Origin of the sequence: Janthinobacterium sp. 67 (assembly GCF_002797895.1) — a bacterium.
Taxonomy (GTDB): domain Bacteria; phylum Pseudomonadota; class Gammaproteobacteria; order Burkholderiales; family Burkholderiaceae_D; genus Janthinobacterium.
In genome coordinates this window covers 406,445-429,189 of the sequence record NZ_PGES01000001.1, presented here as the reverse complement: position 1 = coordinate 429,189, position 22,745 = coordinate 406,445, and the positions used below count along the sequence as shown (strand labels likewise).

The 22,745-nt window shown below is 64.0% G+C and carries 21 protein-coding genes; 6 read left to right on the top strand and 15 right to left on the bottom strand.

Annotation, left to right across the window (positions count from 1 at the left end; all coding sequences use genetic code 11):
* Positions 1-55: 55 nt before the first annotated feature.
* The 11 genes from CLU90_RS01950 to CLU90_RS01900 all read right to left on the bottom strand — a co-directional run bounded on the left by CLU90_RS01950 (position 56) and on the right by CLU90_RS01900 (position 10,235).
* Positions 56-1,819 carry a M56 family metallopeptidase gene (locus CLU90_RS01950; protein WP_100427040.1) on the bottom strand — a complete coding sequence of 588 codons (1,764 nt, stop codon included), beginning with the start codon at positions 1,817-1,819 and terminating at the stop codon, positions 56-58.
* On the bottom strand, positions 1,816-2,208 hold the full coding sequence (locus CLU90_RS01945; protein WP_100427039.1) for a BlaI/MecI/CopY family transcriptional regulator: 393 nt from the start codon (positions 2,206-2,208) through the stop codon (positions 1,816-1,818). The genes CLU90_RS01950 and CLU90_RS01945 overlap by 4 nt, the downstream gene beginning before the upstream one ends.
* Positions 2,209-2,271: 63 nt before the next feature.
* Positions 2,272-3,780 carry a hypothetical protein gene (locus tag CLU90_RS01940; RefSeq protein ID WP_157808709.1) on the bottom strand — a complete coding sequence of 503 codons (1,509 nt, stop codon included), beginning with the start codon at positions 3,778-3,780 and terminating at the stop codon, positions 2,272-2,274.
* A gap of 73 nt (positions 3,781-3,853) precedes the next feature.
* On the bottom strand, positions 3,854-5,194 hold the full coding sequence (locus tag CLU90_RS01935; RefSeq protein ID WP_092712947.1) for a DUF3422 family protein: 1,341 nt from the start codon (positions 5,192-5,194) through the stop codon (positions 3,854-3,856).
* A gap of 110 nt (positions 5,195-5,304) precedes the next feature.
* Positions 5,305-6,513: a multidrug effflux MFS transporter gene (locus CLU90_RS01930; protein ID WP_100427037.1), complete on the bottom strand. Its 1,209-nt coding sequence runs from the start codon at positions 6,511-6,513 to the stop codon at positions 5,305-5,307.
* A complete protein-coding gene (locus tag CLU90_RS01925; protein WP_100427036.1) occupies positions 6,510-7,184 on the bottom strand; it encodes a CerR family C-terminal domain-containing protein in 675 nt (224 codons plus the stop codon). Before CLU90_RS01925 ends, CLU90_RS01930 begins: the two co-directional genes overlap by 4 nt.
* Before the next feature lie 122 nt (positions 7,185-7,306).
* Entirely contained in the window at positions 7,307-7,777 is a 471-nt protein-coding gene (locus CLU90_RS01920) for a copper chaperone PCu(A)C (protein WP_198511127.1), read from the bottom strand.
* A 19-nt stretch (positions 7,778-7,796) separates the two neighbouring features.
* Positions 7,797-8,393, bottom strand: a complete 597-nt coding sequence (locus CLU90_RS01915; protein ID WP_092712939.1) for an SCO family protein — start codon at positions 8,391-8,393, stop codon at positions 7,797-7,799.
* A gap of 62 nt (positions 8,394-8,455) precedes the next feature.
* Positions 8,456-8,821, bottom strand: a complete 366-nt coding sequence (locus CLU90_RS29040) for a DUF2946 domain-containing protein (protein ID WP_157808708.1) — start codon at positions 8,819-8,821, stop codon at positions 8,456-8,458.
* Between the two features lie 56 nt (positions 8,822-8,877).
* Positions 8,878-9,471 (bottom strand): hypothetical protein, encoded by a 594-nt coding sequence (locus CLU90_RS29035; protein ID WP_157808707.1) that lies wholly within the window; start codon positions 9,469-9,471, stop codon positions 8,878-8,880.
* A gap of 62 nt (positions 9,472-9,533) precedes the next feature.
* Positions 9,534-10,235, bottom strand: a complete 702-nt coding sequence (locus CLU90_RS01900; RefSeq protein WP_100427033.1) for a Crp/Fnr family transcriptional regulator — start codon at positions 10,233-10,235, stop codon at positions 9,534-9,536.
* Positions 10,236-10,348: 113 nt separating this feature from the next.
* Between CLU90_RS01900 and CLU90_RS01895 the strand changes: the two genes are divergently transcribed.
* Positions 10,349-11,983, top strand: coding sequence for an acyl-CoA synthetase (locus tag CLU90_RS01895; protein WP_092712933.1), 1,635 nt, complete (start codon positions 10,349-10,351; stop codon positions 11,981-11,983).
* A gap of 4 nt (positions 11,984-11,987) precedes the next feature.
* Here the strand turns inward: CLU90_RS01895 and CLU90_RS01890 are convergent, their stop codons facing one another.
* The 3 genes from CLU90_RS01890 to CLU90_RS01880 form a co-directional block, all read right to left on the bottom strand.
* Positions 11,988-13,403, bottom strand: coding sequence for an MFS transporter (locus tag CLU90_RS01890; RefSeq protein WP_092712931.1), 1,416 nt, complete (start codon positions 13,401-13,403; stop codon positions 11,988-11,990).
* 80 nt (positions 13,404-13,483) lie between these two features.
* Positions 13,484-14,200 carry a ribonuclease T2 family protein gene (locus CLU90_RS01885; protein ID WP_092712929.1) on the bottom strand — a complete coding sequence of 239 codons (717 nt, stop codon included), beginning with the start codon at positions 14,198-14,200 and terminating at the stop codon, positions 13,484-13,486.
* A gap of 67 nt (positions 14,201-14,267) precedes the next feature.
* Positions 14,268-15,368 carry a branched-chain amino acid aminotransferase gene (locus CLU90_RS01880; RefSeq protein ID WP_058050799.1) on the bottom strand — a complete coding sequence of 367 codons (1,101 nt, stop codon included), beginning with the start codon at positions 15,366-15,368 and terminating at the stop codon, positions 14,268-14,270.
* Between the two features lie 195 nt (positions 15,369-15,563).
* Here CLU90_RS01880 and CLU90_RS01875 point away from each other — a divergent pair, with 195 nt between their 5' ends.
* The 4 genes from CLU90_RS01875 to CLU90_RS01865 all read left to right on the top strand — a co-directional run bounded on the left by CLU90_RS01875 (position 15,564) and on the right by CLU90_RS01865 (position 19,294).
* Complete coding sequence (locus tag CLU90_RS01875) at positions 15,564-18,080, top strand: PepSY domain-containing protein (protein WP_092713041.1); 2,517 nt, start codon at positions 15,564-15,566, stop codon at positions 18,078-18,080.
* Positions 18,081-18,191: 111 nt separating this feature from the next.
* Positions 18,192-18,377, top strand: coding sequence for a hypothetical protein (locus CLU90_RS01870; RefSeq protein ID WP_100427032.1), 186 nt, complete (start codon positions 18,192-18,194; stop codon positions 18,375-18,377).
* Positions 18,378-18,517: 140 nt separating this feature from the next.
* Positions 18,518-18,673, top strand: a complete 156-nt coding sequence (locus CLU90_RS29030) for a hypothetical protein (protein WP_157808706.1) — start codon at positions 18,518-18,520, stop codon at positions 18,671-18,673.
* Between the two features lie 222 nt (positions 18,674-18,895).
* On the top strand, positions 18,896-19,294 hold the full coding sequence (locus CLU90_RS01865; protein ID WP_157808705.1) for a bacteriohemerythrin: 399 nt from the start codon (positions 18,896-18,898) through the stop codon (positions 19,292-19,294).
* Positions 19,295-19,297: 3 nt separating this feature from the next.
* On the opposite strand, the gene CLU90_RS01860 is transcribed toward CLU90_RS01865, so the two are convergent.
* Positions 19,298-20,137, bottom strand: a complete 840-nt coding sequence (locus tag CLU90_RS01860; protein ID WP_139178234.1) for a hypothetical protein — start codon at positions 20,135-20,137, stop codon at positions 19,298-19,300.
* Positions 20,138-20,462: 325 nt separating this feature from the next.
* Between CLU90_RS01860 and CLU90_RS01855 the strand changes: the two genes are divergently transcribed.
* Positions 20,463-22,697 (top strand): TonB-dependent siderophore receptor, encoded by a 2,235-nt coding sequence (locus tag CLU90_RS01855; RefSeq protein ID WP_157808704.1) that lies wholly within the window; start codon positions 20,463-20,465, stop codon positions 22,695-22,697.
* The last annotated feature ends 48 nt before the right edge of the window (positions 22,698-22,745 follow it).

Below are 22,745 nucleotides of genomic sequence, written 5' to 3'. Positions count from 1 at the left end.
TCATCTCCAGAGTGTAAAAAAGAAGGGCGCCCGCACTGGCGCGCCCGGGGGGGTATCAATACATGCGGCCGGTCCTGTCGGCCAGGGTGTCGCGGATGTGTCCGGCGTCGAGCGAGCGCCGCTGCGCGCCGTCGGCGTCCAGCAGTACCACGGTGACGTGCTTGCCGCCGCTGCGCATGCGCATGGTCAGGCAGCTGCCCGCCTCGTGGCTGCTGCCCGTCTTCGACAGCACAATGTCCCAGCCCTTGCTGCCCACCAGCGGGTTGGTGTTGTGCAAGGTACGCCATTTGCCATTGACGGCCACGCTCGCTTGCGGGTGGCTGGTGATGCGCGCGATGTCCGGATAGCGCGCGGCTGCCGCGACGATCTTCGCCACCTCGCTGGCCGTGGAGGTATTGGCCGGCGAACTGCCGACAGGGTCCGTCAGGCTGGTGCGGCGCAAGCCCAGGCTGCGGATTTTCGCTTGCAAGGCGTTATTAAAAGCCCCGCGGCCGCCCGGATAGGTGCGCGCCAGCGCGGCGGCGGCGCGGTTTTCGGACGGCAGCAGCGCCAGTTGCAACAGCGCGCCGCGCGACACGGCCACGCCATCGGCCAGCAGGCTGTGGCGCTGCAAGGACGCCTCGCCGTCGGCGCGCACGATGCGCACCTGCTCGTCATGATCCTGCCCCGCGTCGAGCACCACCATGGCCGTCATCAGCTTGGTGATCGAGGCGATGGGCACGACGGCGTCCGCATCTTTCGCCATCAGCACCTTGCCGCTGGCGTCATCGAACACCAGCATGTGTTTCGCGCTGACGGGCAAGTCCAGCATGCCGGCGGCGGCCTCGGCCAGGGTCGCCCCATTGACTTCAGGCTTGCCCTGCATCTGCAGCAGCAAGGTGGCGCAGGCCAGCAGCAAGGCGGGCACGGCCATCTTCCAGCCGCCGGTGTCAGGGCCGGGCGCCATCAAGCGTTCTATGCGTGCGAGCAAGGCCCCGCCCCGTGCCGACATCAGCAAGCCGGAATGGTTTGGCGCGGCCGTCTGCAGGGACAAGGCGTGCAGCGCCGTGGCCAGTTGCTGCGGGTCTTGCAGCGCTTGCGCGGCCAGGGCATCGGCCACCTGTTCGCGCTCGGTCCGCATGCGCGCCGACAGCCACCAGACGACGGGGTGAAAGAACAGCAGCGCCTCGGCCACGCTTTGCAACAGATTGACCAGGTAATCCCAGCGCCGCACGTGGGCCAGCTCATGCGCCAGCAGCGCTTCGAGCAAGGCGACGGGCATGCCGCTCAGCAAGGCGGCCGGCAGAAGGATGACGGGGCGCCAGAAGCCCACCGTGACGGGGCTGGCCAGGCCCGCATGCAGCTTCAGCGGCACTTGCTGGCTGCCGCGCAGGCCCATGCGCCGCGCCAGCGCATCGAGGCGCGCCTGCCAGATGGCCGGGGCGGCCACCGCCTGGCGGCGCAGCTTGCCGACCCAGGCAAGGCCCAGGCACAGGCGCAAGCTCATCAAGCCAACGCCGGCGCCCCAGGCCAGCACCAGGGCCGGCATCCACGCTTGCAGCGCGGCGCGCCAGGCGGGCGGCGCGGCCAAGGGCAGCTGGGCCGGCGAAATGCCCGACAGCAGAGACAGCAGGTGGGCCGAGGGAATACACAGGCACAGCAGCAGCGCCAGCGCGCAGACGGCATAGCGCCAGCGGGCGCTGGCATGGCGCAGCAGCCACAGCAGGACAGCGGACACGGCGCCGACGATCACGCCCTGCCAGACAAAATACAGCAGGACCCAGCCCAGCGCCGGGACAAGGTTGCCCAACTCTTTGCCCAAGCTGATGTCCAGGTTCATGGCGCCTTGCCATCCTTGCTGCGCAGGATTTTTTCAATTTCCAGGCGCTCCGCGTCGCTCACGTGCTCGCGCAGCGCCGTCAGCACGAGCGCCTTGCCGGAACCGGAAAACACCTTGCCGATCAAGTCCTTGAGCAAGCTGGTCTGCAACTTTTCCTGCGCTTCGACGGCCGCATACAGCTGGGGACGCTGGCTTTCGTCGCGGCTCAGCAAGCCCTTGCCATGCATCAGCTGCAACTGACGCAGCACGGTGGCGTAACTGGCGTCGGCACGCTCGGCGGCCAGGGCCTCGTACACGGCGCGCGCGTCGGACGGACCGCGCTGCCACAGGATGCGCAGCAGGTCCAGTTCGGCGGCCGTGGGATGGGGAGTGGAGGTATTTTTTAACATGCCGCCAGAATACCGATTCTAGAACTCTATGTCTAGAACTTTTTTTCTGGATTGGCAACGAGATTAGAATTCCCGCAAGCGATCGAACAGGTCCAGCAAGGCCGCCTCATCGACCAGCACCGTCCCCTGCCCGGCCAGCTGCGCCAGCAGTTCCGCCAGCACCGAGTAGATTTCCTCGCGCTCGACCGTCTCGATGATGCTCGCGCGCCGCTCGATCTTGTTGAATGCATCGACATAGGCGGCGACCATCGCCTCCAGCGCGTCGGCGGCCGCCGTTGCGTCCATGGCGGCATCAATGCCGCGCGTCACGGCCAGCATGTTCTTGTAGGCCAGCGCCGCCTTTTTCGCATACGCGGGGGAAATATGTTCGCGGCCATCCCAGTCGCGGAACGGGTTGAGCAGGTTGTCCGCCAGCCATTCCGGCTTGCGCGCCTTGGTCACCGACAAGTCCAGTCCCAGCGCCGCCGCCCTCTTGTAGCCGGTCTTGATGGCCTTGGCCACATCGGCGGGCAAGCTGGTCAGCCACAAGGCCGACAGCTGCGGCAATTGCGTGGCCGATGGAAACTCCTCCGCCGTGTAACCGAACAGGTCATAGGCGGTGAACATCCGCAGCTGGCTCAGTTGCGCCAGGCTGGCCATCTGCGACGCCAGCCCCGGCTTGCCCCAGATGCGCAAGGCCGTCAGATAGGGAAAGCGCCGCGCCACTTGCGCCAGGTCGACCTCTTTCATGCTGACCAGCGACAGGCCGCCCAGTTGGCCGAGACCGTGGAACGGCGGCAGCGTCTGCGTGCACTGCAGTGTCAGATGGCGGCCATCGGCGCCGTCGTCGATGCGCAGCGCCGGCGATGACGCGCCGCGCAGCGCGAGCAGGCTCAAGCCTTCGTTCAAGACCAGGCTGGTAACGCCATCGGGCTGCAGGATCAGCCGGTTCAAGCCACTGGCGCTGAAATCGAGCGCATGCACCGTCGATGATTGCCAGTGCAGCTCATTGATGAAGGGATTGCCCTGGATAAACTCCATCAGGGCCTGCGTGCCATTGCTGGTCTCGATGGACATCAGGCAAGGCAGTTGTTCCAACTCGGATATGTCGCCCAGCGCCTGCAAGACGCTGTCATTGATTTTCGTCGTGTCCTGCCGGAAAACCTGACCGCCGACGGTTACTTCACGCTCGTCCGACGCGGCCTTGAATTGCTGGCGCCGCAACGGGTCGATGCGCTCCCAGTTGCGCTGGCGCAGCACGCTGTCGCCCACGTTCCAGCCGCTGCGGTAGCTGTTGACTTCCACATCGACCAAAGGCGCGATATTGCCCACGAGGGTATGGCCAGGCGGCACGTTTGCCGTGGCATAGCAGTGGTCGTGGCGGTTATTCCAGAAGAAATAGTCGCACAGCAGCGGCCGCATGGCTTGCACGGCCGCCGCATCAGGCAAAGCGTCACCGGTCCAGTCCAGCTCCAGCACGGCAGCTACCGGCCTGGACGATGAAACGTCCTTGATGCGGGTGATCTGGCAAGCCACGTACTGCTGCAGCTCGGACGAAAACACACTGTAAACATCGCCAACATTCAGTAGCACGCAACTTCCTTTCAAAACACCTGACGGTCGAATGTTGAAAGATAGCAAATATGACAGCGCAGCGTCGTCCTGTTCAGTCCGCGTGCAGCTTGTGGTGCATGCGACGCAAGCCCAGCCACACGGCGGCGGCCACGAAGGGCACCAGCACGCCGACGAGGATTTCCGGATTCACGGGCAGCCCCATCACCTTGGCCGCCTTGCCCGTGTAGCTGAACAGGCCGATCACGTAATAGGAAATGGCGGCAACCGACAGGCCTTCCACCGCTTGCTGCAAGCGCAGCTGCTGGGCAGCGCGGGCGTTCATCGATTGCAGGATTTGCCGGTTCTGCAATTCCTGCACGATGCCCACGCGCGTGCGCAGCAAGTCATTCGTGTTGGCGATACGCTGCGCCATCGCTTCCTGGCGGCTGGCCATCGCTGCGCAGGTATTCATGGCCGGCGTCAAACGGCGATCCATGAATTCCTCGACCGTCGGGATGCCTTCGATGCGCACTTCGCGCAACTCGTCGATGCGCGCCTTGACGAGGCCCATGTAGGCTTTCGAGGCGGAAAAACGGTAGCTATTGTCGAGCGACAGCTTTTCTATGCGGGCCGCCAGGCGCGTGATGCGGTCGAGCAAGGCTTGCTCGGAAACGCCCTCGTCGCTGGCTCCCGGCGCGTCGTCCGTATCGACCATGGCGGCGGCCAAGGTGGCCAGTTCGTTCTCGATGGCGTTCAACGATGGCGCCGCCTGCATGGCGTAGGGCAAGCCCAGCAAGGCCATCATGCGGTAGGTTTCGATTTCCAGCACGCGCTGCACGAGGCGGCCCGACTGCTGCGAGCGCATGCCCGCGTCGCGGATGACGAAACGGCTGAAGCCGTCCGACTGGATCGTGAAATCCGTCCACAATTCGCCGCCCTGCAGCACCTTGCTGCCGGCCAGGGTATTGCCCTCGAATACGCGCGACAAGCCCTGCATGAAGATCTCGGCCGGTTCGGTCGCCTGCTCCAGCACCACGTGCGCCGCCACCATCAGCTTGCCCTTCAAGCCCACCAGCCACTGCTGCGGCAATTGCTCCAGCGGCATGCGTTCGAACGCCTGTTCCAGGGGCAAGGCCTGGCCCGGATGCTCGGCAAAGGTAAACGTGGCAAATTCCGTGTGGCATTCCCATTTCAGGCGGAAGCGGCCAAAGTCGTAATAAAAATACTTGGCTTCGGAACTAGGGGGCGTGACGCCGAAATGCGTGCACAGGGCCGCCAGGGTGGCGTGCTGGGCCGCCATATTCGACGCACCGGGCGCCGCGCTGTCGTCTTTGTAGACGGCCAGATGGGTGATCAGCTCGGGGGCGTCGAGCTGCAAGAACGGCCGCGAGTGGATTTCCGCAGCCAGCGGCACGCGCAAGGCGTGGTTCAAACTGGAGTTAATCAAGTGCATGATAGCCAAAGGTAAAGTTGCAAAACTGCTTAGACCCGCACTGCCTGCGGCAAGGTCTGATTGTCACAGTGTAACAAAGCAGAATGCATGCCATCCTTTTCCAAGGCCCGTCATATCGTCTTGACAAGCACCGTTGCGCCCTTCTCCACCCCCTGACGGCTACCCAACCACCAGAACATGCCGGCCAGCACGACGGCCGAAGCCTGTCCCAGGGCCAGCTTGAATGCACTGTCGAACAGCAACGGTGCGACAAAACCGGACACCAGCGCAAACACCAGCATTTGCACGAAATTCTGTAAGGAGGCGGCCAGGCCCCGCATCTGCGGGAATATATCGAGCGTCGACATCGTCATGCCCGGCAAGGCCAGCGACATGCCGAACGCGTACAGCATCACGGGCACGACGGCGAACGGGATGCTGGCCGCGAACCAGTGGTTGTAAGCCATATTGAGCGCGCCCGTGGCCGCCATGGCCAGCAAGCCCCAGCGCACCAGCACGGTGCTTTTCACCGCATGGGCCAGCTTGCCGGACAGGGCCGAGCCGCCCACCAGGCCCGCCACCATGGGAATGAACATCCAGCCAAACGCCGTTTCCGGCAAGCGCAGCAGTTCCAGGATGAAATGCGGGGCCGATGCGATGTACAGGGCGAAGCCGCCAAAGGCGAAAGCCACGGCCAGCGAGCGCAGCAGGAACGCCCGGTGGCGCAAGGCCAGCCAGTAATTGCGCGCGATGTTGCTCGGATGGAAAGGCTGACGTTGCTCGACAGCTAAACTTTCCGGCAAGCCTTTCAGGCAAGCGAGCGCCAGCAGCACGGTGACAGAAAAGGTGAACACGAACGTCGATTGCCAGCCATACGCCACATGCAGCCAGCCGCCGATGATGGGCGCGATGGCCGGCGCGATGCCGAACACCATCATGATATTGGCCAGCATCTTTTGCGCGGCCGCGCCCGACAAGCTGTCGCGCACGATGGCTTGGCCGATCACCCTGCCCGCGCCCGCCGAGGCGCCCTGCATGCCGCGGAAGAACAGCAGCCAGCCAAAGCTGGGCGCGAACGCCGCGCCGATGGAGCCGGCGGCAAAGATCAGCAGCGAAGCGAGGATCACGGGCCGGCGGCCGAACGAGTCGGACAAGGTGCCGTAGAACAAGGTCATGAAGGCGTAGGCAGCCAGGTAGACGCTCAGGGTCTGCTGCACCAGCACGCTGCTGACGTCGAAATGCGTGCCGATCGCGGGAAACGATGGCAGGAAGGTATCCGTGGCGAACGGGCCCAGCATGGCCAGTCCGGCCAGCACGAGGGTCAGGTTTCTGGTCTTCATGCAAGCTCCTGCGCGGCGTACTGGCGGCGCAAGCCGTCGAGGGCCGCCAGCGAGAAGGCGGCAATATGCCGGGCGATATCGGCGATGCCTGCCTCGTCATAGGTGATTTCGGGCACCACCAGTTCATGCACGATGCGCGAACGGGCATAAAACACCACCTGGCCTATCACGCTGAACACGCATTTCTGCACCACGTCGGCGGGCATGGCCGGCCCCACGACGCCACGGATCAGGCTGGTGAACAGCGCGTGCTGCGGACGCACATTGCGCTCGGCCAGCTTGTGGATGGCCGCCGTCGGCTCGATCAGCTCGCGCGCCACCAGGCGGCTGAACAGCGAAGCGGGACCAGAGCGCAACATGTCGGAGACGAGCGCTTCGATGGCCAGGCGCAATTGCTCCACGGGCGGCAGCTGCGCCTGCGCGCTGGCGGCAGCCACCTCCGCGGCCGAGGCGCGCGCCAGGTCGCGCGCATGGTCGAAGGCGGCCAGGTGCAGCTCTTCCTTGCCATGAAAATAATAGCTGACCATCGCCACATTCACCCTGGCTGCCTCGCAGATGCGGCGCACGGAGGTGTTCTTGTAGCCATCGTCGGCAAACAGTTCCGCCGCCACTTGCAGGATGCGCGCACGCGCCGGTTCGCTTTCTCTTTCGTTTCCCTTGTCTTGCCTCATGTCATACCCATTGGTTAAACAACCGTTTAATATTGTATGGAATTATATCAAACACTCGTTTAACTTTCAGACGGACGCAAAAAAGCCAGGCGTACCGGGCTTTTTACAAGCTCTGCCGCAGCTTAGTGCTTCATCGCCGGCATCGGGCTCGAAGTCGCGCCCAGCGGACGCGCCACGGCATTGACTTCGATCGTTTCGCGGTGCTTGTCCTCGCCTTCGACGACGAGGGTCAGCGGAATCTTGTCGCCCGCCTTCACTTGTCCTTTCAGGTCCAGCAGCATCACATGGTAGCCGCCCGGCTTCAGCTCGACGGCTTTACCGGCTGGCAAGGCGATTTCCTTGACCTGGCGCATGCGCATCATATTGTCCGCCATGCTCATTTCATGGATTTCCGCCACGCCGGCCACGGACGAGCGCACTTCCAGCAGGCGCATGGCTTTCGGTGCCGTGATCTGCATGAAGGCGCCCGTGGCTTTTTGCTGCGGCACGGTGGCACGCACCCACGGGTCGCTGATCTGCACGGAAGTCTGGGCAACGGCGGAGAAGGACAGCACGGCCAGGGCCGTGGCCAGCAGGGTTTTCAGATGGGTCATGATTATTTCCTCGGTGTGGTTATAAGGTGTATTTCGATTTCATCAGGGTCTTGATGTCCTGCACGCACTCGTCACCCGTCAACTGGTGTTTCAAGCCCAGGCGCATGCGGCCCTCGGTATCGAGCACATAGCTGATGGCCGTATGGTCCATCGTGTACGAACTGCCACTCGGCACGCGGCGGTAGAAGACCTTGTAATTGAAGGCCGTCTGCGCCGTGTTTTTCGGATCCGTGCGCAAGCCGAGGAAGCTGGGGTCGAAGGCGCGCATGTACTCGCCCAGCAACTCGGGTGTATCGCGCTCGGGATCGATGCTGATGAAGATCACTTGCAGCTTGTCGCCATCCGGCCCCAGCTTCTGGCGGATTTCCAGTGCGCGCGACAATGCTGTCGGGCACACGTCCGGGCATTGCGTGAAGCCGAAGAAGACCATCACATACTTGCCCTTGAAGTCGGCCAGGGTGTACATCTTGCCGTCGGGGCCGCTCAATTTGAAGTCGGGCTTGTAATCGCCTCCCGTCAAGTCGAGGCCGTTGTAATGGGGTTTCGGCGCTTGTTCGCAAGCGGCAAGCGTAAGCAATCCCGCCGTGCCGGCGAGAAGGAAAAGACGACGTTTCATGATAATTCCGGCCCGATGGGCGTAGTGGATACAGTTAAGACGTGGAAGGCGTGACTGGGCGTTCAGGCAGCCAAAGGCGGACCGCGCGGGCTGGCGGCCAGCCACGCGAACGGGGCTCGCGGCGCCTGGTAAAACAAGGGTGGATAGTCGTCGTGGCCCGTGATGACGGGCAACGGCACTGAAGACGGCGGCGGCAGGCCCACGCTGCCCGCATGGCTGATGCAGAACGGACAATGCTCGATGTGGTGCAGCACGGAACCGGTGGTGGATGTGGCGGCGGGCGCCAGGTCCGCTTGCGTGTAGACGGCGCCGCTGGCCGAGCAGATCTCGACGGCGGCATTGTTCGCGTTCGCGTGCTGCGAGGCAAACGCATACGACAGGGATGGCGACAGCGCATTGAGCAGTATCGCCAGGCAGGCGAACCACATAGGCCACTGTTTGCGCTTCAATAAAGATCCCATGGCCCGATTATAACGGAGTCTGGCTATCCGGGCGCCTGGCCGCGCAGGAACAGGCTGGGGCGCACGCCGGCCACATCCACGCAAGCGTCGCAAAACGCGGGGATCGAGGCAAAGCCCGAGCCGGCCGCCACTTGCGCCAGGTCGCGCTCGCCGTGTTCGCCATCGGCATCCGCTTGCGCCGCCGTGTGCAGCGCGTGCGCCAAGCGCTGTTCGCGCACCAGGCTGAGCAATGCCTCGCCTTCGGAAAACAATCGTGCCCTGGCCTTGTGCGGCGTCACTTGCCACAGGGCCGCCAGGCGCGCCGCCGTCCATTTGCCTTGCGGCGTATCAAAGATATGCTGGGCCAGCGCCTGGCTCCAGCGCTTGCCGCCGCCGTGGCCGCCATCGGGCTCGTCGTCTTCCAGCGCCAAGGTAAACACGGCCGGCTTGCCCCGCCCCGGCATCACGTCGCAAGCGAAGCGCAAAAAGGCGGGCACGACGAAGCTGTCGCCGCTGGCCAGCTTCTTGGTCGTGATTTCATTGTGCAAGGTCACAAAACCCTGGCGCACGGTGACGCGCAGCCGGAGCGGAAAGCGCAAGCCCAGCAAGTGCAAGGGATGATCGGAAACGAGGGCCATGCGTCAGGTCAATGTGGTGAACGAGCCGCCAGCATGCCATACATCGCGCAGGCAGTCTGTCATCACAGCGACGCTACGCCGTAATGGCGCAAGCCGTCGAGGTCGACGACGCGAATCGACTGATAGGCAATGCTGATGAGCTGTAGTTCGGCCAGATGGCCCAGCGCCTGGTTCACGCGCTGGCGCGAAATGCCGGTCAGCAAGCCGATTTCTTCCTGCGACAGCTCAAGCACGCGGGAAGTGCGCGGATATAGCATGGGGTGGAACAGCTGCGCGATGGCTTGCGCCACTTGCGCGTCGACGGCGAGCAGGCGCTGGTTCTGGATGGTGGCGATGAATTGCCCCATGCGTTCGTTCAGTTGGCGGATGACGAAGGCGTTAAAGGAGAGGCTCTCGGCCAGCAGCAGATGAAACAGGTCCGCGGGCACGAGGATGATGTCCGCGGCGCGCACGGCCACCACGTCGTAGCGGCGCAGTTCGCGCTTGAGCACGCTGCCCTCGCCGCACCAGCCGCCGGCCGGCACGCCGGAAAACGTGGCACCGCGCCCATCGGCGTTGTAGACGGCCAGCTTGATCAAGCCCGTGTGCACGCCGATCCAGTGCGCGGACGGTTCGCCGCGCCGCGTGATGAAGGCGCCCGCCTCGACATGCCGGACCACGCTGCCGGCGCGCAACAGGGTCTGGTGCCGCGCATCGAGGGCCGCGAACCAGTCGTGGCTGTCGAGTTCGGGCACGGCACGGTCTACACTATCGTTGCTATCCATTCCATCCTTCAGACCTGTCACTAAGATGACAGTGATTTTACAGCGCCGGTGCTATGCTGGCCCCATCAATCCCGAAACAGGGAGCTACAAGATTCTTTTACCAGGAGACAAGCATGACACCTGATTTCAACACCGGCCTCGGCAAGAACAGCGCCAACTACGCCGCCCTCACCCCGCTCGACTATATCGCCAGGGCAGCCGCAGTATATGGCAATCGCCTGGCAATTGCACATGGCAGCCTGCGCCAGACGTGGCGCGAAACGTATGCGCGCACGCGCCGCCTGGCGTCCGGCCTCGTCAAGCTGGGCGTGGGCACGGGTGATACGGTCGCCGTGATGTTGCCGAACACGCCCGCCATGGTGGAAGCGAGCTTTGGCGTTCCCATGGCCGGCGCCGTCCTCAATGCCCTCAACATCCGCCTCGACCTGGCGTCGCTGACCTTCATGCTGCGCCACGGCCAGGCGAAAGTCTTGCTGGCCGACACGGAATTTGCGGAACTGGCGCGCCAGATGGCGGCGCAGATTCCCGGCTTGCGCGTGATCCAGGTCAACGACCTGCTGGGACCGGAAGTGGATGCTTTTTCCGACCTCGACTATGAAAGCCTGCTGGCCGGCGGCGACCCCGAGTACGACTGGCAGCCGCCGGCGGACGAATGGGACGCCATCGCCCTCAACTACACGTCCGGCACCACGGGCGACCCGAAAGGCGTCGTCTACCACCACCGCGGCGCGGCCCTCAATGCCCTGTCGAACATATTAGAGTGGGACATGCCCAAGCATGCGGTCTACCTGTGGACCTTGCCCATGTTCCACTGCAATGGCTGGTGCTTCCCGTGGACGGTCGCCGCCCGCGCCGGCGTCAACGTGTGCCTGCGCAAGTTCGAACCGAAGCTCGTGTTCGACCTGATGCGCGAATTGCGCATCACCCACTATTGCGCCGCGCCCATCGTGCATGCGGCCCTGGCCAACGCGCCGGCCAACTGGCGCGACGGCATAAGCTGGACCGTGCGCGGCATGGTGGCTGGCGCGCCGCCGCCGGCGGCCATGGTGGCGAAGATCGAAGCCATGGGTTTCGACCTGATCCACTCGTATGGCTTGACGGAAGTGTATGGCCCGGCCGCCATCTGCGCCGAGCAGGACGAGTGGGCCGCGCTGTCGCAGGAAGAGCGGGCCGTATTGAAATCGCGCCAGGGCGTGCGCTACCACTTGCAAAGCGCCGTCGCCGTGCTCGACCCGGAAACGATGCAGCCCGTGGCGGCCGACGGCGAACAGATCGGCGAGATCATGTTCCGTGGCAACATCTGCATGAAGGGCTATCTGAAAAATGAAAAGGCGACGCAGGAAGCGTTCGCCGGTGGCTGGTTCCACACGGGCGACCTCGGCGTCATGTATCCGGACGGCTATATCAAGCTGAAGGACCGCAGCAAGGACATCATCATTTCCGGCGGCGAAAACATTTCCAGCGTAGAAGTGGAAGATGCGCTCTACCACCACCCGCAAGTGCTGGCCGCCGCCGTCATCGCCCAGCCGGACGAAAAATGGGGCGAGACGCCGTGCGCCTTCGTCGAATTGCGCGAAGGCGGCACGGTGACGGAAGCGGAATTGATCGCGTTCTGCAAGAACAACCTGGCCGGTTTCAAGGTGCCGAAAGCCATTTATTTCGGTCCCCTGCCCCGCACGTCGACGGGCAAGATCCAGAAGTTCGAATTGCGCAAGCGCATGCAATCGGACAAGGCCATCGACGTCTAGGCGCTTAACTGCCTTTGCCTTGCAGCCACGCCGGCTGCGCCACCACGAGGCGCGAGAAGCTGGCGATGCTGGCCACGGCGGCGAACCCTGCCGCCAGGCACAGCGCATACGTCGTGCCCCGGCTGGCCGAGACCGTGAAGCAGTACGCGACCAGCGCCGCGCCCGTGGCTTGCCCGATCAGGCGCGACGTGGCCACCACGCCGCTGGCGCCGCCGGCCCGCTCGGGCGGCGCGCTGCCCATGATGGCTTTCAGATTGGGCGCCTGGAAAAAGCCGAAGCCGATACCGCACAAGGCCATGCGCCAGCCGATGTCAACGACGCTGGGGTGGGCCGGTATCCACACGAGTGTCAGCAAGCCGCCGGCCAGCGCCGCCAGGCCGATGCCGCCCAGCACGCCCGGCGAATACCGGTCGCTGAGGCGCCCGGCCACGGGCGCCATCACGGCCACCAGCACGGCCCATGGCGTCATCAGGAAACCCGTCTCGACGGGCGAACGGCCCAGTGTCACTTCAAAATAGAATGGCAGCGAGACAAACGCCAGCCCCTGCGCGGCGAACGTGCAGATGGCCGTCAGCGACGACAGCAGAAATAATGGACGGCGAAACAGGTCGATCGGCAGCATGGGCGCCGCGTGCCCCGCCTGGCGGCGCAACAGCAACACAAAAAAGATCACGACGGCCACCAGTTCCGGCAGCAAGGTCGACAGGGCCGCGTGATGGGCCGCGTCGCCGAACAACAAGATCAGCAAACCGAAGGCGCCCACGTTGTACAGCGCCGTGCGCGCATCCAAGGTGTGACCGGACAGTTTTGTCGCCGGCAGCATGCGGCTGGCGAGGAAAAATCCGGCCACGCCCAGCGGCACATTGATGGCGAACAGCCACGGCCACGATGCCGTCGCCAGGATCAGCGAGGCGGCCGTGGGCCCGATGGCGAACGCGACGGCCACCACCAGCGCATTGTTGCCGAACGCGCGGCCCAGCAAGTGTTTCGGATACAGGGCGCGCAGCAGCGCCGTGTTGACGCTCATCATGGCGCTGGCGCCGACGCCCTGGAACAGCCGCGCCACCACCAGCGAGGGCAAGGACCAGGCCAGCGCGCAGGCAAGCGAGGCCAAGGAAAACAGGAACATGCCGGAGATAAACACGCGCCGGTAGCCGGCGATTTCGCCGAGCGCGGAAAACGGCAGCAGGGTCGCCACCATGGCCAGCTGGTACACGTTCACGATCCAGACCGAAGCGGCCGGTGTCGTGTGCAGCTCGCCGGCGATGGCCGGCAAGGCCGTGTTGGCAATGGCCGTATCGAGCGAGGCCATGCCGACGCCGATGGCCAGCGCCAGCATGGCCCATAAACGGGCGCCGGGCGGCAAGCCGTCCTCGCCTACCATGAGGGCTTGCGTGTGCCGCTGCCTAGTCTGCTGCATAAATACACTACCTGTTCATCTTGCTGATCCGGGCAATACACTAGCATGGATGGGCGGACTCTGCCGGCAGGCAAGGTCCATCACTTCTGGCAGTCGATCACTTTAAAATCTTTCGAATAACAGATGCGCAACTCGCCCGAATGCTTTTCATAGCCGAGCCAGCGGCCTTTGAGCTGCGGGTTGTGCTGTTTCATCCACTGGAACAGCGCGTTTTTCGGCATAGTGGAGTCCGGCAACTTCAAGGCCAGGAACAGTTCGCGCTCCTTCTCGAAATACTGCTTGGCCGTATCGAAATCGCAGGCGCCATGCTTTTCCCATTCGCCCTGCAGCAAGGCTTCGCCCGGCTGCATGCACATATAGGGCAGGATGTCCGACGGCGCCAGTTTCGGCAAATTGCCCTTGCAGTAGCGCGGATGCATGTCCGTCTTGCGCGGCGGCGTCACGGAAATATCTTCGCACGTGGCGGGATTGTTCGACTGCGCCCACAGGCCATGCACGATCCAGCCGAAGTGGTTGCTCTCGGCGCACTGGAAGGCTGCCTTTTTCGACACGGCGCCACGGCGGTGCTGGCTGTCGCAAAAGCCCGGCGACCACGACAGCGCCAGCATGAAGTAATCGGTGGGCACGTTGGTGCTTTGCTTGTAGCACGTGTTTTTCTCGTCCGACGGCTTCACATCGTAATCGTAATAGCTGACGTTGCGCGGAATGGCGCAGCTGGCGTCGGCCGCATGGACGGCGCCAGCGGACAGGCTGAGGAAAACGGCGGCCAGCGCGGGCAAGACAGAGCGAATTTTCATCGTATTCCTTCAAGATATAAAAACGCCGGCAACTGGGTGCCGGCGCGGTATCAGTCAAACGTGTACATCAGCAAACTTTATGCATCCAGCCATGCGTATCGGCCGCCGTGCCATGCTGCAAGCCCAGCAGCGCTTCGCGCAGGGCCAGGGTGACGGCGCCGTTTTCATTGTTGTTGATCGTCATTTCAAAACCGTTGGCCTTGGCCACGCCCACCGGCGTGATGACGGCGGCCGTGCCGCAGGCGAACACTTCGGTCATGCGGCCCGAGGCGATGTCGTCGCGCCATTGCTGGACGGACAATTTACGCTCTTCCGTCGCATAGCCGAGGTCCTTCGCCATTTCCAGCAGGCTGCGGCGGGTGATGCCTGGCAACAAGGTGCCCGTCAGTTCCGGCGTGACGACGGTGATCTTTTCGCCATCTTTATACACGAAGAAGAGGTTCATGCCGCCCATTTCCTCGATGAATTCGCGGTGCACGGCGTCCAGCCACACGACCTGGTCGCAGCCCTTTTCTTGCGCTTGCGACTGGGCCATCAGGCTGGCCGCGTAGTTGCCTGCGCATTTGGCTTCACCGGTGCCGCCCGGCGCGGCGCGCACGAAGTCTTCGCTGATCCACACGGTGACGGGTTTCACGCCTTTCGGGAAGTAGGCGCCGGCCGGCGAGGCGAACAGCACGAACAGGTATTCTTCCGACGGACGCACGCCCAGGTACGGGTCCGTGGCGATCATCAGCGGACGCATGTACAGGCTTTCGCCCGTGTTCTTCGGCACCCAGTTGCGGTCTTGCGAAATGAGCGCGTCGCCCGCTTCCAGGAACAGCTCGACTGGAATGGCCGGCATGGCCAGGCGCGCGGCGCTGCGGTTGAAGCGCTCGGCGTTTTGTTCCGGGCGGAAAGTCTTGATGCTGCCGTCCGGCTGGGCAAACGCCTTGTAGCCTTCGAAGATGGCCTGGCCGTAGTGCAGGGATGAGGCGGACGGGTCCAGCATCAGCGGGCCGTAAGCCTTCAGTTCGCCCTGCTGCCACTTGCCGTCACGGTAAGGAATCACCACCATGTGGTCGGTGAAGATGCGGCCGAAAGCGGGGTTGACCATGCGCGCGGCGCGCTCGGCGTCGGACAAGGGGTGGGCGGACGGGGTGACGACGAGATTCGGTGTGGAAGTGGTCATGGCAGCAATGGGAACTAGTGAACAGTATCCCTATTGTAGCGCCTATAGTGCCCGATCAGGCAAACGGGGATGGCCCCCGCCACGTGAAAACAGGCTGCCATCATTTGCGAATGATTCTCGTTTGCGTTAATATGTCAGCCTTCCTTCTTCCCCGCCATGCCTGATACCTGCATGGCGGCGCTATCGAAAGCCGCCATGACCACTTCTTCCCTCCCCCAGTTGCGCGCCAGCACCGACGACGTGTGCGCGGTGCGCCAGCTTGCCGCTACGCCAAAACAACGGCGCTGGCACTGGAACTGGAAGCAGGTGTGGTTTCAATTGCACTGGTTTATCGGCATCACGGCCGGTACGGTGCTGGTGATCATTGGTCTCAGCGGCGCTACCCTGGCCTTCAAGGATGAGTTACTTGATGTCATGAACCCCGGCGTGCGCCATGTAACCGTAGAAACCCGGGCGCCTCTGACGCCGGCCCAGCTGAGCAGCATCGCTGGCGCCGAACACGGCCAGCGCGTGGCCTCGGTCACCGTGTATGCGCAAGCGGGCGCGGCGCCACGGCTGTTCTTCGCGCCCAGGAATGGGCAGCGGCGCGGCGAGTCCATCTACGCGCATCCGTACACGGGCGCGACCCAGCCTGCTTTGACGGGTGCGGAATTTTTCGAGTGGACGGAATCGCTGCACCGCTGGCTGCTGCTGCCCCGCGATCCGGGCCGGCAAGTGGCGGGCGCACTGGCCCTGTGCCTGCTGGGTCTGGCATTGTCGGGCCTGTATCTGCGCTGGCCCCGCCGTCCTCTGGACTGGCGCACGTGGCTGACCTTCGATCCCGCCTTGAAGGGCCGCTCTTTTTTGTGGAATCTGCACGCCGTGGCCGGCACCTGGTGCCTGCTCGTCTACGTGGCGCTGACCCTGACGGGCATTTACTGGAGCTACGACGTGGTGCGCGACAACATCGACGCCTGGGCCGGCAAGCCGCCAAGGATGGCACAGGCGCCCGCGAAAAAAGGCGGCGGCAAGGAGCAGGCGCCCGTCGTCGACATCAGCCTGGCCTGGACCCGCTTCCAGCAGCACGCCGCCGGCTGGACCCTGGCCAGCGTGCGCCTGCCCACGCGCGCCGGCGAAGCCGTGCAATTCACGTGGCTGGCCGGCGATGCGCCGCATGAACGGGCGCGCAGCCGCATGAGCATTGCACCGGCCGACGGCACGGTCACGGAAAACGAGCCGTACAGCCAGCAGGGGCTCGGTGCGCGCCTCGTCAACATCATTTATCCGCTACACATGGGCACGTATTTCGGCTTGCCGGGGCGCATCGTCGTTACCTTGGCCAGCCTGGGCCTGCCCCTGTTCGCCGTCACGGGCTGGATGCTGTACCTGGGCCGCCGCAAGGCAAAACAGGCAGTCCAGGCGCAGCGCGCCATGCTGGGCGCCGGCGCAGCGGACAAGCCAAATACCGGCTTGCCGACGCTCGTCGCCTACGCCAGCCAGTCGGGTCAGGCCGAGCGCCTGGCCCTGGAAAGCGCGCGCGCCCTGCAGCAGGCGGGGGTGGCCGTCGCCGTGCAGTCGCTGGACCGGTTTGATCCCGCCCAATTGTGCCAGTACGAACGGGCCCTGATCGTCGCCAGCACCTTTGGCGAAGGCGAGGCGCCGGACGGCACGCGCCGCTTTGCGCGCCTGCTGCAAACAACAGCCGGCACGCCGCTGGCGGGCCTGGAGTTCGGCATGCTGGCCCTGGGCGACCGCCATTACAGCGCCTTTTGCGGCTTTGGCCATGCGCTGGCGCGGCAATTGCAAGCGCTGGGCGCCCATCCATTATTCCCGCTGATCGAAGTGGACAAGCACGACCCTGCCGCCCTGGCCGACTGGTCCACAGCGCTGGCCCGCTGCAGCGGCAGCGCCATCGATGCCATCGGCGTGCAGGAAGAAGCGTCGTATGCCAAGTGGCGCCTGGCGCGCCGCGTGCTGCTCAACCCGGGCAGCCAGGGTGGAGAATTGCATGAAATCACCTTGACGGGCCCGGCCGACGCCATCTGGGAAGCGGGCGCGCTGGCCGAAATCATTCCATGCAACGCGGACGGCAGCGAGGGTAGCCACCCCGACAATGCCCGCCACGCGCCCCGCAGCTATTCACTCGCTTCGCTGCCCTCCGATGGCGAACTGCAGTTGCTGGTGCGCCAGGAACGCCATGCGGGCGAGGACAATCAGGGATTTGGCGTCTGTTCCGGCTGGCTCACGCGTTTCGCCCCGCTGGGCAGCCCCATCCGCTTGCGCCTGCAAGCCAATCCCGCCTTCGCGCCCGCTCTCGTCGACGTGCCCTGTATTTATATCGGCAACGGTTCCGGCCTGGCCGGCTTGCGTGCGCATCTACGCGCGCGCCAGCGGGCGGGGCTGGCCCGCAACTGGTTGCTGTTCGGCGAACGCCAGCAAGCTTTTGACAGCATCTGCGGCACAGAGTTGCAAGGCTGGCTCGACGCTGGCCACCTGGCGCGCCTGGACAAGGTCTTTTCGCGCGATGGCGAAGCACGGCAATACGTGCAGGACCGCTTACGCGCCAACGCCGGCGAGTTGCGCGCGTGGCTGGCGCAAGGCGCCATCGTCTACGTGTGCGGCAGCCTGCAAGGCATGGCGGCAGGAATCGATGCTGTACTGCAAGAAGTGCTGGGCCAGGAGGGCGTCGACGCCCTGCTGGCGGCGGGACGCTACCGCCGCGACGTGTATTGATCTGGCTCAGCCCATCGCCAGCACCGCCCGGCTATGTGGGCAGGCGCACGGTCAGCGCTGGCGATCAGTTTAGAGTGGAGGCATTCCCACCCACTATCTGCGAGGCTGTCCATGAAAAACCCCTGGATGAGCATGTACCTGAGCGCCGCCAACCGCATCGCCAACACGGCGCGCGGCCACGCGACGGCCGCCGTCAAGCGCGAAGCGGCAAAAAATACGCGGCAGTTGACGCAAGTGTGGTTCGATTCCTTGCTGCCTCCCGCAGGCAAGCCACGGCGCAGCCGCAAGGCCAAATAAGAGGCGTAACTGGTGCAGTGCGTCACAGCAACTAGTTGAAGTTTCAATCAGATGAACTAAACTGCAAGCATGGTAGTACATAGGAAGTGACCGGCAGGCGCCGCATCCTCGCGCCGCCGCCGGGACACCGGGAGACGACCATGTTGACGCTCAAAGTGCTGGCCTGCCTCGCCCTGTCGGCCTTGCTGCTCGTGCCCCTCGTGCTCAGGGATACGATGCAGACATCGGCCGGGCAGCAGTTGCAAGTACCGAATGTCGATGCGCAAGCCATGTGGAGTCATTGGCCCAAGCGTTAATACGCGCGGCTGAGAAAACGTCGCTGGGTAACGAAGCGCATCGTTATTAAAACCGCTTTATTGCGGATGGGGATTTGTTCCCCCTTTTCCTTCATTTCTCGCTCTCTTAGCCTTCCCCCTCTTCACCATATTTTTGATCCAGGTCATGGATTTGAAGCGTGGCTGCGTCCACACTGGAACAGTCCGCTTCGCACCGCGACGGACTTAACCGGGAGCATCGGCATGGGTAAATCGCATTGGAAGGATGAGATGGCGCTGGGTGTTCCCGTCATCGACGAGGCGCATGAGGCGCTGTTTCAGGAGCTGGCGCGGCTGCAGCAACTGAGCGACCAGCATTTCAGCGTGGCGTTTCGCGAGCTGATCGCGGCCGTCGAGCGCGATTTCCGCGAGGAAGAAGATTTGATGGAACAAATCGCCTTTCCCTCGTTGGCCAACCACCGCGAACAGCATGCCCGCGTACTCAGCGGCTTGCACCATGCCTGGGCCGCCGTCGATGAAGGCGACCTGGAGCAGGGACGCCATGCGCTGTCGCTGTTGCCGCAATGGCTGATCTTTCACCAGGCCACCATGGACCTGGCCCTGGCGGCCGCTTTGGAACTGGTACAGCGCCAGCCCAACTAGACGCTACAGCAGCAACACCGTCGCCTGCTCGGGCAAGACGACGCGGTAGTGTCCCGGATATTTGTCTTCGCCGTCGAAAATCTTGCAAAACACGGGCTGGTTGATGTCGTTGACGGCCGCCTCGTTCATGGGCAAGGTGGCAATCAATTGCTCGCCATCCATCAAGCGCAAGGCGCTGCCCCGCTCGGCCGCGCAAAAGGCCAGCGATTGCACGTCGCTGGCGAATGGCCGCTTGTACCACGGCGTGATGGCCCGCACGGCACGGCGCGCATCGTGCAGGACTTGCCCCACGCGCGTGACGTTCCACGCATCGCGCGCCACGGACGGCTGGAGCACGATATTCGCCGTCAGCTCGCCCTTGCCCTTGTTCACGAGAAAAGTGCCATCCTGCGCGGCGATATCATCGTTGAGCGGCACGACAAACACGCCGCCATCGGATACCTTGATCGGCATGGGTGCGCCATTGCCTTGCAAGGCCACGCGCACGTCGTCGATGGTAGCGCTCAGCTTGGCAGGAATCAGGCGCAGGGCCATGACCACGCTGCCGCTCGACACTTGCCACACTTTCCTGGCCGTCAGATAGCTTTCACGGTAGGACGTGAACCGCACGCGCGGCGCCTTGGCGTCGTTGCTCGCCGTGATCGTCACCGTTTGCGAAGGCTGCGCCTCCTCCGCTGGCGCGGCGGTCGGGGCCGGTGTAACGGACGGTGTCACGGCATCGGCGGCGGGCGGCGCGCTGGCGCTTTGCAGCGGCGCGGGAACAGCCGGCGGCGGCGCGTGTTCCTGGGCCTGGCCCAGAGATACGACACACAACCATCCGGCACAGGCGATCCATGTACGCATGCATTTCTTTCAAAGAGGAAAATATTTGTCAGCGCCTGCATTATCGCAGAAGGCCGGGCGATGCGCCGCCCTTGGCCCTTCCGCACTATTTTGGTGCGCGCGCTTGATTATTTGGCAAATTTCGCTTATATTGATAATGATTCTTATTTACAAAAATGACGAGAATCGCGCGCCCTTCTTTTCCACTGCCCGTCCGCGCCGGGCCTTGCGGTGGAACTGCTATCCAAGCCAGACCACGGGCCAGCGTCAAGCCATCCCCCCAGCTACTGCGCACCTCGCCAGACGAGATAGGAACACTCACGACTAAAAATATTCCAGGAAAATGATGCAATCACCGACAGTCCTTACTTCTTCGCGCCGGCCCGCCTTGCGCCCCCTCCCCCGTTTATTACACATCGCCCTGCTCGGCCTTGCCGCTGGCGTCGCCTTGCCGGCACAGGCAGCCGACGCCGCCGCGGCCGACGTCACCATGCCGGCCGTCACCGTGCTGGGCCAGTCGACGGCGACCACGGAAGGCACGCAATCGTACACGGCGGGCGAAGCGCGCAGCGCCACGCGCATGGAGCTGACCTTGCGCGAAACGCCGCAATCGGTCAGCGTCATCACGCGCCAACTGCTCGATGACTTGGGGGCCGTACGGCTGGACCAGGCGCTGGCGCAGACGACGGGCATCCAGGTGGGCCAGAACGACACGGAACGCACGCGGTTTTATGCGCGCGGCTTCGGCATCAACAATCTCCAGATCGACGGCATGGAGCGCGGCGGCAATGCGCCGCTGCAAGACACGATTTTGTACGACCGCATCGAAGTCGTGCGCGGCGCCACGGGCTTGATGGGCGGCAAGGGCGACCCGTCGGCCACCATCAACATGATACGCAAGCGGCCGACGAAAACCTTCCAGGCCAGCGCCGGCCTGATCATGGGCCGCTGGGATGACCAGCGCTTCGAAGCCGACCTGTCCACGCCGCTGAACGCGGAGGGCAGCGTGCGCGCCCGCACGGCCCTGGCCTGGCAAAAACGCGATTCCTACCTGGACATGTATCACGAACGCAAGACGGTCGGCATGGTCATCGTCGAAGCGGACTTGCGTCCCGGCACCCTGCTGACGGCAGGTGTCGACTTCCAGGACAACAAGCCCACGGGCGCCACCTGGGGCGCCGTGCCCTACTGGAACGCGGACGGCAGCCTGGCCAACTTGCCGCGCAATACCAGCCTCACGACGCCATGGAGTACCTGGGCCAACAAGCAGCACACGCTGTTCACCTCGCTGGACCAGCGCCTGCCCGGCAACTGGAATATGCATCTCGGTTATGCCCGTACGGAAAGCACGAACCGCACCACGGTCGCCTATGCGGGTGGCGGCCATCCCGACCCGGCCACGGGCAAAGGCATGCTGCTGTGGACGGGCGCCTATGGCCCGGGCAAGACCACCAACGACAATTTCGACCTGTACGCCAGCGGCCCGTTCACCTTGCTGGGGCGCAAGCATACGGCCATCGTCGGCTGGAACGGCGGCAACCAGCGCGCCCGCTCGCTCGGCGGCGAGGCGGACATCGATTACCCGGCCTTCGTTCCCGATTACCGCAGCTGGACGGGCAACATTCCCCGCCCCGTTTTCCACCCGGACGGCTCGCACACGGAAGCCGTCACGCGCCTGGCGGGCGGCTATGTCGCCACGCGTTTGAGCCTGGCCGATCCGCTGCACGTGATCATCGGCGCGCGCACGAGCACTTACCGCACGGATACGCGCAACTACGATACACGGGGCGTGCACACGGACAATAGCGACTTTGCCGAGACGCGCAATGAAGTGACGCCCTATGTGGGCGCCGTGTTCGACATCAACAAGCAATATTCGGCCTATGCCAGCTTCACGCAGCTGTTCAACCCGCAATCGAGCAAGGACCGCAACAACCAGTTCCTGGCGCCGGAGACGGGCGACAATGCGGAGCTGGGCATCAAGGGTGAATTCTATGAAGGCAAGCTGAACGCATCGGCCGCCCTGTTCCACACGAAGAAAAAAAACCTGGCGGAACTCGACCGCACGGTACCGCCCGGCTTCTTGCTGCCCGATGGCGGCCAGGCCATGGTGGCCAATGGCGCCGGCGTGACGGCCAAGGGCGTCGAGTTCGACGTCTCCGGCCAGATCACGCCCGCCTGGGAAGCGAGCGGCGGCTATACCTATCTGCACGCGGCCGAGGCCGATGGCCGCCGCGCCGCCACCACGCAGCCGCGCCACTTGCTGCGCCTGGCCACCAGTTACCGTTTCGACGGCAAGCTGGCCGGCTTGCGGGCGGGCGCCAGCATGACGGCGCAAAGCGCCACCTATAGCGAGTCGTGGTACGGCCGCCCGCCATCGAACAAGATCACGAATATCCCGCAAGCGGGCTACGCGCTGTTCAACGCCATGGCCAGCTACGCGCTCAACCGCCACGCCAGCGTGCAGCTGAACGTGAATAACTTGCTCGATAAAAAGTACTACCGCAACGTGGGCTTCTTCGACGGCGTGTTCTGGGGCGAGCCGCGCAACATCAGCCTGAGCGTGCGCACGGCGTTTTAAATAATTTCGTCTCCAACGCATGCACTGCGGACGGCCCCTGTCCGCAGT